10 protein-coding genes are annotated in these 12,814 nt (G+C 49.0%); all 10 read right to left on the reverse strand.

Annotated elements, in window-relative coordinates; genetic code table 11:
• Positions 1-134 precede the first annotated feature (134 nt).
• The 10 genes from ACQ76X_RS18300 to clpP all read right to left on the reverse strand — a co-directional run bounded on the left by ACQ76X_RS18300 (position 135) and on the right by clpP (position 12,576).
• A complete protein-coding gene (locus ACQ76X_RS18300; RefSeq protein WP_438495344.1) occupies positions 135-917 on the reverse strand; it encodes a tyrosine-protein phosphatase in 783 nt (260 codons plus the stop codon).
• A 103-nt stretch (positions 918-1,020) separates the two neighbouring features.
• A complete protein-coding gene (locus tag ACQ76X_RS18305) occupies positions 1,021-1,608 on the reverse strand; it encodes a non-ribosomal peptide synthetase module (protein WP_438495345.1) in 588 nt (195 codons plus the stop codon).
• Positions 1,609-1,792: 184 nt separating this feature from the next.
• Positions 1,793-2,458: a ribosome biogenesis GTP-binding protein YihA/YsxC gene (gene yihA / locus ACQ76X_RS18310; RefSeq protein WP_438495346.1), complete on the reverse strand. Its 666-nt coding sequence runs from the start codon at positions 2,456-2,458 to the stop codon at positions 1,793-1,795.
• A gap of 12 nt (positions 2,459-2,470) precedes the next feature.
• Entirely contained in the window at positions 2,471-4,834 is a 2,364-nt protein-coding gene (lon, locus tag ACQ76X_RS18315) for an endopeptidase La (RefSeq protein WP_438495347.1), read from the reverse strand.
• Positions 4,835-5,102: 268 nt separating this feature from the next.
• Positions 5,103-5,525: a VanZ family protein gene (locus ACQ76X_RS18320; protein ID WP_438495348.1), complete on the reverse strand. Its 423-nt coding sequence runs from the start codon at positions 5,523-5,525 to the stop codon at positions 5,103-5,105.
• 57 nt (positions 5,526-5,582) lie between these two features.
• On the reverse strand, positions 5,583-7,295 hold the full coding sequence (gene lonB / locus ACQ76X_RS18325; RefSeq protein WP_038595820.1) for an ATP-dependent protease LonB: 1,713 nt from the start codon (positions 7,293-7,295) through the stop codon (positions 5,583-5,585).
• A 1,068-nt stretch (positions 7,296-8,363) separates the two neighbouring features.
• On the reverse strand, positions 8,364-9,035 hold the full coding sequence (locus ACQ76X_RS18330; RefSeq protein ID WP_438495349.1) for a type IV toxin-antitoxin system AbiEi family antitoxin domain-containing protein: 672 nt from the start codon (positions 9,033-9,035) through the stop codon (positions 8,364-8,366).
• Positions 9,036-9,475: 440 nt separating this feature from the next.
• Positions 9,476-10,615: a flavodoxin-dependent (E)-4-hydroxy-3-methylbut-2-enyl-diphosphate synthase gene (gene ispG / locus ACQ76X_RS18335; RefSeq protein WP_076110811.1), complete on the reverse strand. Its 1,140-nt coding sequence runs from the start codon at positions 10,613-10,615 to the stop codon at positions 9,476-9,478.
• A gap of 101 nt (positions 10,616-10,716) precedes the next feature.
• Complete coding sequence (gene clpX / locus ACQ76X_RS18340) at positions 10,717-11,973, reverse strand: ATP-dependent protease ATP-binding subunit ClpX (RefSeq protein WP_038595826.1); 1,257 nt, start codon at positions 11,971-11,973, stop codon at positions 10,717-10,719.
• A gap of 12 nt (positions 11,974-11,985) precedes the next feature.
• On the reverse strand, positions 11,986-12,576 hold the full coding sequence (gene clpP / locus ACQ76X_RS18345; protein WP_038595829.1) for an ATP-dependent Clp endopeptidase proteolytic subunit ClpP: 591 nt from the start codon (positions 12,574-12,576) through the stop codon (positions 11,986-11,988).
• Between the last annotated feature and the right edge of the window lie 238 nt (positions 12,577-12,814).

A 12,814-nucleotide genomic window follows, 5' to 3' on the forward strand; every position in this document is an offset into this window, starting at 1 on the left:
TCCACCTCTTTGTATGTAGTGTTGAATCTGTTACTGCTGTTGCTGTTAGAATAGGTCATACTAAGCCAACTCTATTCAAATAAAATGTAACAATAACCCAGTATTACCCATTCTACCACTATTCGAGAGATTGGTCACGCTTTACGAGAAAATATTCCGAAGATTTTTTGACTTTTTTTGCGGGAACCCGTATAAAGCACTCGAACTAGCTCTTCGTTGGCGATAATTCTCTGTGAATTGTGGCGAAAACAGTCGGAAACGGCAGCCCCCAGTTCTTTCTCCACAACGTTGTAAGCTTCACTGAGACCAAAAGGTCGATGACGGCTGTCATGCGCATCGGAAGCGATCACATGAACCGCGTTTCTTCGACATAGATCGAGTGAGAGCTTCTGCAGTTTGTTTCCAAAGACTCCGGCAATACTCTGTGCTGTGACTTGCCCTAGTGCTCCCAGCTCTATTAATCTTTCTAATTTGGCGGGATCATCAGCAATTTCAGCGTTGCGCTCCGGATGGGCAATGACTGGGACAAAACCTTGAATCATAAGCTCATGGCAAGTTTCCTCCATGCTGCGCGGTACCCGAGAAGAAGGCATTTCTAGCAATATATACTTTGATCCCGCAAGCGTCAGCAACTGGCCTTGTTCCAAATCAATTAGGAGATCCCCGTATATGCGGATCTCCTGACCAGGTAGTACTAGCAGGTTAATACCAGCCTGCTGAAGTCTCTCATTCAGAAGCTGCACAGCTTGTCCAATATTTGGAGCGGGATTCATATATACTCCATTGGCATGGTGAGGTGTAGCTATTGCCGTAGAAATACCATCCTTCTGGGCGTCCTGCGCCATGGCGAGAGCCGCTTCCCAGTCCGCAGCTCCATCATCCATAAAAGGTAAAATGTGGTTATGAATATCTATCATATACTTTTTATCGATCCTTTTCTAGCTTTATTTTATAGATTTTTCGCAAAAACACAACCATTTCACTGGGGAATAATCGCTAGAATTAATGTGTAATTTATTCCTACAATTCCAATTCTATCAAACGCTGGTTTATCGCTGCAAGTTTACCGTCAATTTCAACTATCATTTCATCGCTCTGGACGGTAAGTCTGCAATCTAATAAACTATCAATTTCGAGGCGCAGCGCCGCAATCTCGCGTTCTATAACGTCAGACTTAAAGAGAGTCATCATCTCCGATAAGGACTGTTTATGCTGATAGATCAGCTTGCTGCCATTAGCAGTAAGCTCTGAAATCCGGCGGACCGATCCACTCTCATAATAATACTCCATTGTGAATCCTTGATAAATCCTATTCACTGAACCAGACCCTTTATAAGTGACAAAAAGCTTGCGGACTGCATTATTCAGATGAGGGTTCACCACCCGGCAGGAAAACGTGCAGATATAGAGATGCCCCCGGCGTTCCACATTGAGGCGAATCGCTTCTCCCCCGTTTTCCTCCAATACAATCTCCTGTTCTCCACCTCCGAGAACCTTAACACGGTGGCTGATATAGCAGGTATCGGCTGTGAGCAGAAACTGGTTCATCTGAAATTCTGTCATTTGCAAAGTTGTATTCACATATTCCGTCGCCAATCGCTGAGCCATAACCATCCCTCTATTCTTTATAGCAATCATTAGATTGATTATACAACGTAGAGCGGCGGGTTTCTCTCATGCTAGAACAGGCTAAAGACCGTTAATCCCTCTTATGGCGTGGAAATGGGAGAATAGGTGAGGAATTCGCATTGATCCTATGATATACGCATATTTCCCATATATCAGGACCAACTTATTCTTCAGAAGTATCTTCAGACTGAGATGCTTCCACGGGATCCTGGCTTTCCTGCTCATCCTCTATATCTTCTTCGGAAGGAAGGCAGTATCTCTCAATCAGTTCCCACAGTTCATCTTTGCCGAGGCCCAGCTCCGAGGAAAAGGAGATGAAATTATCCCCCGGCAATACACCGAGCTCCTGTTTCATAATTTTGATATGTTTTGGCCAGTGGGTCTTTGGAATCTTGTCCGCTTTGGTTGCCACCACGCAGAGCGGCAGATCATAATGCTTCAGCCAATCAAACATCATTTTATCGTTACTTGTGGGGGGGTGACGCAAATCCACTATAAGCAGAATGAGCCTTAGCGTGTCCCGCTCTGCCATATACTTTTCGACCATTTTTCCCCATGAGGCACGTTGGGTTTTGGAAACTTTGGCATACCCGTATCCGGGGAAGTCAACAAAATACATATCTTCGTTGACACGGTAATAGTTCATATGCTGTGTCTTGCCCGGTGTGGAGCTGGTACGGGCCAGATTTTTACGGTTAATCATCCGGTTGATCAGGGAGGACTTCCCTACGTTGGAGCGCCCTGCCAGAGCAATCTCCGGCAAGGCGTCAATTGGGTATTGATCAGGGCCTACGGCGCTGATGATAAATTCGGCATTGTTAACTTTCATAGGACTTCCTTTCTAATGCACACTACTCGGCGCTTCACTGCTAATTTCTGTATGATGTTCAACAAGCGCATGCTGCAGCACCTGATCCATATGGGATACAGGCACAAACTCCACATCGTTGCGTACGCTCTCCGGGATATCCTTGAGGTCGCGCTCGTTGTCCTTCGGAAGAAGAATTTTTTTGTAACCGGCACGGTGGGCAGCCAGCGATTTCTCCTTGAGCCCGCCAATCGGCAGGACACGCCCGCGCAGCGTAATCTCACCCGTCATTGCCACGTCTTTAGATACATAGCGTTTGGTCAGTGCGGAGATCAACGCAGTAGCAATGGTGATCCCTGCAGAGGGGCCATCCTTCGGTATTGCACCTTCAGGGATGTGAATGTGAATATCGTTCTTCTCATGAAAATCCGGCGCCAGTCCCAGCTCCTCCGCCTTTGAACGGGTATAGCTGAAAGCGGCCTGTGCCGACTCCTTCATCACGTCACCCAGCTGTCCTGTAAGCGTCAGCTTGCCAGTGCCCTGAACAACCGTTACTTCGATCAGCAGCGTGTCGCCTCCAACCTCGGTCCATGCCAGCCCGGTTACGGTGCCAATCTGATCCTCCAACTCGGCCATACCATAACGGTACTTCGATACACCGAGATAGTCCTTGACCTCACCCGGCAGGATACTGACTTGTATTTTCTCATCGGATACAATCTGCTTTGCTGCTTTGCGGCATAGTGCCGCGATCTGCTGCTCTAAATTACGTACCCCGGATTCCCGGGTATATTCGCGGACGATCTTCAGCAGGGTGTCGTCTTCAATGGACAACTGCTCATCCTCCAAGCCATGATTCTTACGCTGCTTCGGCAGCAAATAACGGCTGGCAATTTGCAGTTTCTCCAGTTCTGTGTAACCGGGAATGAAGAGCATTTCCATCCGGTCAAGCAGTGGACGTGGAATATTATGCACAGCATTCGCAGTTGTCACGAACATAACATTCGACAGGTCGAACGGCAACTCGACGAAGTGATCGCTGAATGTATTGTTTTGCTCCGGATCAAGCACCTCCAGCAGTGCCGCGGAAGGGTCGCCGCGGAAGTCCGCCGCCATCTTGTCGATTTCGTCGAGGAGAAAGACCGGGTTAACACTGCCCGCTGTCTTCATCCCCTGAATGATCCGGCCCGGCATTGCACCGACATAGGTGCGGCGGTGGCCGCGAATCTCAGCTTCATCCCGCACGCCGCCCAGAGAAATGCGCACGAACTTGCGGTTCAGTGAACGGGCAATCGAACGAGCTAACGAAGTTTTGCCGACACCCGGAGGTCCTACCAGACAGAGAATCGGGCCCTTCAGCTTCTTGACCAGCTTTTGGACGGCCAGATATTCCAGTACCCGTTCCTTCGGCTTCTCTAGACCGTAATGATCCGCATCCAGCACCTGCTCCGCCTTCAGAATATCCAAATCATCCTCTGTGGACTCGCTCCAAGGCAGACTCAGCAGCCAATCCACATAGTTGCGGATGACGCTGCCTTCCGCTGAGCTAGCTGGCATTTTTTCCAAGCGGTCGATTTCCTTCTCGATTTTCTCCTGCACACGTTCCGGCAGATTCTTTTCTTCCATCAGGCTGCGCAGCTCATCCGCTTCACCGGCCCGGCCTTCTTTTTCACCGAGCTCCTTCTGGATCGCTTTCATCTGTTCACGCAGATAATATTCCTTCTGGGTTTTCTCCATCTGTTTCTTCACACGCTGGTTGATTTTGCGCTCAAGTTCAAGCACTTCACGCTCATTGTTAAGGATATCGAGCAGCTTCTCCAGGCGTTTGCTGACATCAATGGTCTCCAGAATCTCCTGCTTATCCTTAATCTTCAGTGCCAAATGGCTCGTGATGACATCAGCAAGTCTTCCCGGCTCTTCAATATCGGAGACAGCAGCAAGCGTTTCTGGGGTGACTTTTTTGGACAAGGTGATGTAGTGCTCGAATTGGCTCAGTACCGTGCGCATTAAAGCGTCACTCTCCTGATCCACATCCTCCTGCTCTGGCAGCTCGCGCGCCATCACCTCGTAAAACTCCTCATTATCCATATAATGAATAATTTCGGCCCGCTCCACACCTTCCACCAGCACACGAATCGTGCCGTTGGGAAGCTTCAGCATTTGCCGCACATTCGCGACGGTACCGACCCGAAAAATATCTTCTTGTCCCGGCTCCTCAATATTCACTTCCGACTGTGAGCAGAGGAGAATCAGGTTATCTTCAACCATAGCTTTTTCCAGCGCCCGAACGGACTTCTCGCGGCCCACATCCAAATGAAGAACCATACTGGGGTACACAAGAAGACCTCTAAGGGGCAATAAAGGAAAACGACGACCTTTTGTTTTGTTTGGTATCATCGCTTTCGCACCTCCCATGGTTCTCAAGTAGTGTCATATGCATTCATTCTAACAAAAGCGGCATCAAAACACCAACAGGCTGCCTTTCAGTGTAACGTTCTACGTCTTTCCAGCATATCAACGCAGCAATTAGTATTTGCGGCTCCTATGTGGAATATGTCTGTTTGTGGATAAAGTGGACAAAAGGAACGGAAAATTGTGCTGAAATGTGGAATTCCATAAAAAAGAGCGACGGGTTTTCCGCCACTCTTTCGCTGTGCAGTAACATCTAATTCGCATTGCTTAAATTGCGATCAAACTTAATTTTGTAGATTATCTGCACAACCATCGCGCCCAACAAAACACCGGCAGAATCAATGGCTACGTCATACAGTCTGCCGTCACGTCCAAAGTATAATTGGAGCAGCTCTGTCAGCAGGGCAAAAGCAATGGATACAAGAATACTCAGGACGGTGCTCTTACTCCGTCTATAGAACAGGACTGCCAGCACAGCAAATCCTGAGAAATGTCCTATCTTTCTGATGATATACCCGGAGGTATACTTCAAATCCAGCGTCGTCAGTTCGTGGAAATCGGCTGAACCCAGCCAACGGAAAGATGGAACAGTGCCGTTCGCCCAAAAGCTGGAGTCAGAAGCACAGGTGAATACAAGTAACAGTATGGCCCATGCGATAAGCGCAACAGTTTTCATTACAATACCCACTTTCAATTACAGTGTTTCTAGTATCGCAGATTTTTAAGCAAAAATCTAATTTTGCATATCCCCTGCAGCATCAGCCTTAAAGAGCGAAGGTGACGCAGAGAACGTCTCGCCGGAGACTGCTGGCAACCTCACATCCGCGGTCTCTGCGCCGAACAGGTGACGGAATACCTCTTCCACCGTCTCCACCGGAATGACCCGAAGGGGTGCGAGGTCGGCGAATAAGGATTGCCAGTTTTCTTTCGGAATCAGCACAGTAGTTGCTCCAGCCTGAAAAGCTGCCTCTACCTTGGCGATTACGCCGCCGACTGGCTTCACACGTCCGTGAATCCCGATCTCACCGGTGATGGCAACAGTGTTGTCAACCGGCAGACGGCGGATTGCGGAGACAATGGCAACAGCCATCGCCACTCCAGCGGATGGACCGTCAATCGGGGTACCACCGGGAAAGTTTACATGCAGATCGTAACGGTCCGGCTCCAAATTCATCGTGCGCAGGACCGTCAGCACGTTCTCTACAGATCCTTTGGCCATACTCTTGCGACGGATCGTACGCGATCCCCCGCCAATCTCTTCTTCATCGACCACACCGGTAACGTTTAGCCGCCCCTGACCGCTAGCAGGTGCAGCCGAAACTTCAATCTCCAGCAAAGTACCCATACCAGGACCATACACCGCCAGGCCGTTGACCAGCCCTATCTGCGGCGATGATGGAATCTTGCGTTCCGTCCGCAGCGGTAACTGACTGCTGCCAGCCACCCATTCTACGTCGGCCGCTGTCAGAGTGTCACGTTGTTCGGTCAAGGCCAGCCCTGCGGCGAGTTGAATCATATTGACGGCTTCCCGGCCATTAGTGGCATATTGCTGCACCACAGTCACAGCTTCCGGGCTTGGCTTCAGACCAATTTTCTGAATCGCATCACGCCCGATCACCGCGATCTCATCAGGCAGCAATGGACGGAAATAGATTTCCATGCAGCGTGAACGCAGCGCCGGTGAAATTTCATCAGGAGAACGTGTGGTTGCTCCGACGAGACGAAAATCGGCTGGCAGACCATTTTGAAAAATATCATGGATATACGCAGGTGTATTGCTGTCCTCGGAATTGTAATAGGCGCTTTCCAGCAGCACTTTGCGGTCTTCAAGTACTTTTAGCAGCTTGTTCATCTGAATGGGGTGAAGCTCACCGATTTCATCCAAAAAAAGAATCCCGCCATGCGCCTTGGTCACAGCTCCCGGCTTCGGCTGGGGCACGCCTGCCACTCCCATTGCACCTGCCCCTTGGTAGATCGGATCATGCACTGAGCCAATTAGCGGATCGGCGATTCCCCGTTCATCAAAACGGGCTGTTGTCGCATCAATTTCTGTAAATTTGGCATCACTTTTGAAGGGGGACAGCACATTTTTTTTCGCTTCCTCCATGACGACACGGGCAGCAGCAGTCTTGCCGACTCCCGGAGGCCCGTAAATGATGACATGCTGCGGATTGGCGCTGCACAGCGCCGCCTTCAGGGCGCGCAGCCCATCCTTTTGCCCGACGATATCTCCAATGGAGGCCGGACGCGTCTTTTCCGAGAGCGGTTTGGTTAAAGAAATCATCCGCATCTTCCGCAGCTTATCCAGCTCCTTGCGCGACTCACGATCCACCGCCGTCTTATTGGTCTTCTGTCCCCGCAGCAAATTCCAAAAATAAACGCCGATAACCAGCGCGAAAAAGAGCTGCACGATCATCAGCAATATGCTCAATGAGCTTAATTCCATAGGTCATCCTCCCATTTCATTCAGTCTACCTGGTCTATACCGTTGGCTACTACTAGGTAGTATAGCCGTTTCGGTCATTCGTAAACGCAGTGTAGACAGTATTTATGAAAGATTAACTAAATTTTGGATAATAATTCAGGGTTATGACCGAGGGCCAGATTGACGGGATGGTATTTGAATTTTATAGCTGAATGTTACAGGAATGAATACGGGGGTGATGTAGGAAAATGTATGGGCGGATAAAATCAGTAATGTGTTGGGCAATCGTAATGAAGGTTAGGCGCAGATCGCCTTCGTGCTAATGCTGCACGTAGGGGCAAGAGAGGCCGGATGATTATCGTTGTTGAGGGTGATAGAGCGTTGCTGCTGAAATCTAACTAAGCGTTGCTGCGAGCGCTAGACCGTTGATAAGGATGTCTTACATTGCTGCTGCGGGTGATATGATAGTTCCTTGATGCGACGTCTTGGCGTTGCTGCGGCCACTAGTCGTTGATGTGCACCACTAAACGTAGCTGTAACTGGGCGATAGTACGTTGATGCGACGTCCTCGCGTAGATGCGCCAACAGTTGTTGATATGCACCACTAAGTGTAGCTGTAGCTGGGGATAGTACGTTGATGCGACGTCCTCGCGTAGTTGCGGTCACCAGTCGTTGATATGCACCACTAAGTGTAGCTGTAGCTGGGGATAGTACGTTGATGCGACGTCCTCGCGTAGTTGCGGTCACCAGTCGTTGATATGCACCACTAAGTGTAGCTGCTGCGGGCCATACATTGAGCAGCCTCACAAACTTTTGAACAGACTTTTTACCAAAGGGAAATACTCCCTCTATTTCAAGTGATTTGTTCTATATAGCTGAAATAGAGGGATATCCTCCCTATATTTTTAAAGATTATTGTGAAATCAGCCTCTCCATTAAAAGTTAGCGGGCAAATTCCCCGCAACTTGTAAGCACGAGCATATCACAGCAAATTTATAGGGTACATTTCCCGCTATCCCGTGAATTTAACTGTTCTTCGCTTACTAAAATCCTCCATCCTATTTCTCCATGTTCGACTCACTCACTCTACTATTCCCAGTAACTGAGAACATTGCGCGCCAGCTCATACCTTACCCTCCGGACACCATCGCCACGTTTTGCAGGCGTCAGCCAACCTTTTTCACTTAACTTATACAACATGTGCCGGGCCGTTTTAGGATCGAGTGAGAAATATTCAGCTACATCCTGCGGTCGTACGGTTCCTGCCTGACGGATTACAAAACGCATAACCTCTCTCTCAACCAGCAGCAACTTCTCCACTGGAACAGCTGGTGCTATATATCTGCTCAACACCATGCGCAGTAAGGTAACACATAATTCAGGACGCTGCTCCACATCGTCGTAGGCAAAGGAGATGACTTGGTAACCCATTGCACACAGAAACGTTTCGCGGTTCAACTCATTGCTATATTTCTGTCTGTCCATATCCTTTACATGTGCAGCATAACCTTTGATCTCCAACAGGAGTCTGAACGTTCCCGGCAAAAATGCAAAATCAGCAAAATAGGAACGGCCGCGCCAGTCCATGACTTCATATTCCGGATGAAGATCGCAGAAGTCACCACGCAGCGGCCCCCATACATTTTGCAGAAATAATGCTTCGGCATGCCGATGCCCCCTCTCCAGCCTCCCCCTTCGCTCTCCGCTCCTAGAATCTAGATGATGCTGAATAAACTCTTCAATATTCGGCTTGTGATTCATATCCGCTAATCCCCCTTTGGTTATACAAAATAAAAAACGCCCCATTTCACCACCGGATCACCCGTGGTGCAATGGGACGTTTTTCGTCACCTTGCTTGATGCTATAAAAAAATTAGGAGCAACTATCTATACTTAGAGGGAAATACGCCCGCTATTATATCCAGAATGCTTGTTTCTCAAGCAATAAAGGGAATACTGCCCTTTAATTATTTCTAAATCTCCGAATCGTCCTAAGATGATTGAATTAAAGGGACGAATTCCCCCTATATTCTTCATTCCCTTGAATAATACAAATTAACGGGAGTATTTCCCCTTAGTAAATTTAATTAGTGCAATTATAGTATAGCCAAACTGCAGAGCAACGAGTTCCAATCAGCAACTGAATGAAGGATGATTAGATAAAAGGAGTCAGCTTGTTCGACTGGTTAGAATAAGTTCTACTATTCTTCCGGAGTACCCACACCTATAGCAGGAGCCAGTCCAGCATGCTTGCGGCCGGGGATTTCACCCGTTGCTTCAAAGTGGGCGACAATGATGTCGATTTCCTTCTTCAGTTCGGAGACCAGCTCTGCTTCAGGAACCTTGCGAATCATTTTTCCGTAACGGAACAGCAGTCCCTCACCTCGGGCACCGGCGATGCCGATATCGGCTTCACGGGCTTCTCCGGGGCCGTTAACGGCGCAGCCCAGCACCGATACTTTGATCGGCACCTTCAGCTTGGAAATATACTCTTCTACTTCGTTGGCGATGGAGAAGAGATCAATGTCCAGGCGTCCGCAGGTCGGACACGAGATCAAGGTAGCAGCGTTGGAGATCAGACCAAAAGTCTTGAGCAGTTCACGCGCTACCTTCACTTCCTCGACCGGATCGGCACTGAGCGAGATCCGCACGGTGCTGCCGATGCCCATAGAGAGCAGTGCCCCGATACCTGCCGAGCTCTTCACGGTTCCGGCGAACAACGTGCCGGATTCCGTAATGCCCAGATGCAGCGGATAAGGAATGACTTCCGCCGCCTTGCGGTAAGCCTCGATAGCCATAGGTACATCCGAAGCCTTCAGGGAAACGATAATGTCATGGAAATCGAGTTCCTCGAGAATTCCAATATGATAAAGTGCGCTCTCGACCATGGCTTCCGGAGTCGGATAGCCGTATTTCTCGAGCAAGTGGTTTTCCAGCGAACCGGCGTTTACGCCGATACGGATCGGAATTCCTTTTTCTTTGCAGGCTTTGACTACAGCTTCCACCTTGTCGCGGCGGCCGATGTTGCCGGGATTGATCCGGACCTTGTCGATGCCGTTCTCAATAGCCAGCAATGCCAGCTTATAGTTAAAATGAATATCCGCTACAAGCGGAATATGAATTTGCTTCTTGATTTCCTTGATCGCGGCAGCCGCTTCTTCATTGTTGACAGTTACGCGCACGAGTTGGCAGCCCGCTTCCTCCAGCCGCAGGATTTCAGCGACCGTAGCTTCCACATCAGCGGTTTTGGTCGTACACATGCTTTGAATAGCAACCTCATTGTTTCCCCCGATAATAACTCCGCCAACATTGACAGGACGGGTCTGGTGTCTCAAGAACATGGTTTTCTCCCCCATAACGATCAAAGCTCCACCCCCACCGCTCCCGCTTTGTGAAGCGGGATAGCGGCAAAAAGGTGGAGTCTGTGAATTGTATTGTTTAATTAGGCGCTTTCTTCCTTCTTCTTGTCTTTCTTGATGCCCAGCTCAGGCAACGCCTTCTCTTGAACGACCTGCTCCGTAATCACGCAGTCCTTGATGTCATCGCGTGAAGGAACCTCATACATCACATCAAGCATAATACTCTCTATGATTGCACGCAGACCACGGGCACCCGTGTTACGTTTGATGGCTTCCTTAGCGATGGCTTCAAGCGCCAGCGGTTCAAATTTCAGCGCGACATTGTCCATTTCCAGCAGCTTGATATACTGCTTGGTGAGCGCATTTTTCGGCTCGGACAGGATGCGCACCAACGTATTCTCATCAAGCGGCTCTAGCGTGGAGATTACCGGCAGACGGCCGACAAACTCAGGAATGAGACCGAATTTGAGCAGGTCTTCAGGCAATACCATGGACAGGTATTCGCCTGTCTTCAGGTCCTTTTGACCTTCAACAGCAGCGTTGAAGCCGATGACTTTTTTGCCGATACGGCGTTTGATCATTTGCTCCAGACCGTCAAAAGCACCGCCAACGATGAACAGGATGTTCGTCGTGTCGATTTGGATAAACTCCTGGTGGGGATGCTTGCGTCCGCCTTGCGGTGGTACGGAAGCTACAGTGCCTTCCAGAATCTTCAGCAGGGCCTGCTGTACACCTTCACCGGAAACGTCGCGTGTAATGGACGGATTCTCGGATTTGCGTGCTACTTTATCAATTTCATCAATATAGATAATGCCGCGTTCGGCTTTTTCCACATCATAATCCGCAGCCTGGATCAGCTTCAGTAGAATGTTCTCAACATCCTCACCCACATAGCCCGCTTCCGTAAGGGAAGTGGCATCTGCAATAGCAAAAGGAACGTTGATAATCTTCGCCATGGTCTGCGCCAGCAGCGTTTTACCCGAACCTGTTGGACCGAGCAGGAGAATATTGCTCTTCGTCAGTTCAACGTCTTCGATCTTGCTTTGGCTGTTCACACGCTTGTAGTGATTATATACAGCAACGGAGAGCGATTTCTTCGCCTGCTCCTGGCCGATTACGTATTGATCAAGAATATCACGGATTTCCTTTGGTTTCGGGATATCCTTCAGGTCCAGCTCTTCCTCATGGCCGAGCTCTTCCTCCACGATTTCCGTGCACAGCTCGATGCATTCGTCACATATATAAACACCAGGTCCTGCTACAAGCTTACGAACCTGCTCTTGTGATTTGCCGCAAAAAGAACATTTCAATTGCCCTTTTTCATCATTAAATTTAAACATCTTACCACCCCTTTAAGATATGATCGGTGAAGAGAGTACCTGGTCAATAAGCCCATATTCCTTCGCTTCTTCCGCGCTCATGAAGTTATCGCGGTCCGTATCCCGTTCGATTTTTTCAAGGGGCTGACCTGTGCGATCCACATATATTTGATTCAGCTTATGTCTAGTCTTGAGGATCCAGTCCGTGTGAATCCAGATATCGGATGCCTGCCCTTGAACGCCGCCGAGCGGCTGATGAATCATGACCTCACTGTTGGTCAGCGCGTATCTTTTGCCCGGAGCTCCAGCAGTAAGCAACAGCGATCCCATACTGGCTGCCATTCCTACACAAATCGTAGAAACATCGGGTTTGATGTATTGCATCGTATCATATATACCCATGCCGGCTGTCACAGAACCACCAGGCGAGTTGATGTACAGGTGAATGTCTTTTTCGGGGTCATCTGCTGCCAGGAACAACAACTGGGCAATAATCAGATTGGCGACATCATCGTCAATTGCATTGCTCAGGAAGATGATGCGATCCTTAAGCAATCTGGAATAGATATCGTATGACCGTTCTCCCCGACTTGTGGATTCCACAACCATTGGTACCAGACTCATGCCACCAACCTCTTTTCTCTATACAGATTAGTCTTTCCGTTCAGAAATATTTTAACACGTTCAAGGCGGTATGTCATTTTTTCACTGCTGAGGAAATCCGCATTGGTCATGTGCCTGCCATTATAGCGCAATTTCAGACACATTGCCAATCCTCTGTTCGGTTATGTACCTCCAAACGCCAGCACCCGATAAAAATAAGGCACGTAACAAACTTACGTGCCTTATCAACTGTCTATGG

The sequence above is a fragment of the Paenibacillus sp. IHBB 3054 genome (assembly GCF_051594305.1).
Classification (GTDB): domain Bacteria; phylum Bacillota; class Bacilli; order Paenibacillales; family Paenibacillaceae; genus Paenibacillus_AQ.

Excerpts from the sequence above, each read along its gene's own strand:
- ACQ76X_RS18305 (WP_438495345.1), bottom strand. The coding sequence starts at position 1,608 with ATGGCTCAGCGATTGGCGACGGAATATGTGAATACAACTTTGCAAATG.
- ACQ76X_RS18320 (WP_438495348.1), bottom strand. The coding sequence starts at position 5,525 with ATGAAAACTGTTGCGCTTATCGCATGGGCCATACTGTTACTTGTATTC.
- ACQ76X_RS18330 (WP_438495349.1), bottom strand. The coding sequence starts at position 9,035 with ATGAATCACAAGCCGAATATTGAAGAGTTTATTCAGCATCATCTAGAT.
- ispG (WP_076110811.1), bottom strand. The coding sequence starts at position 10,615 with ATGTTCTTGAGACACCAGACCCGTCCTGTCAATGTTGGCGGAGTTATT.
- lonB (WP_038595820.1), bottom strand. The coding sequence starts at position 7,295 with ATGGAATTAAGCTCATTGAGCATATTGCTGATGATCGTGCAGCTCTTT.
- lon (WP_438495347.1), bottom strand. The coding sequence starts at position 4,834 with ATGATACCAAACAAAACAAAAGGTCGTCGTTTTCCTTTATTGCCCCTT.
- ACQ76X_RS18300 (WP_438495344.1), bottom strand. The coding sequence starts at position 917 with ATGATAGATATTCATAACCACATTTTACCTTTTATGGATGATGGAGCT.
- clpX (WP_038595826.1), bottom strand. The coding sequence starts at position 11,973 with ATGTTTAAATTTAATGATGAAAAAGGGCAATTGAAATGTTCTTTTTGC.
- clpP (WP_038595829.1), bottom strand. The coding sequence starts at position 12,576 with ATGAGTCTGGTACCAATGGTTGTGGAATCCACAAGTCGGGGAGAACGG.
- yihA (WP_438495346.1), bottom strand. The coding sequence starts at position 2,458 with ATGAAAGTTAACAATGCCGAATTTATCATCAGCGCCGTAGGCCCTGAT.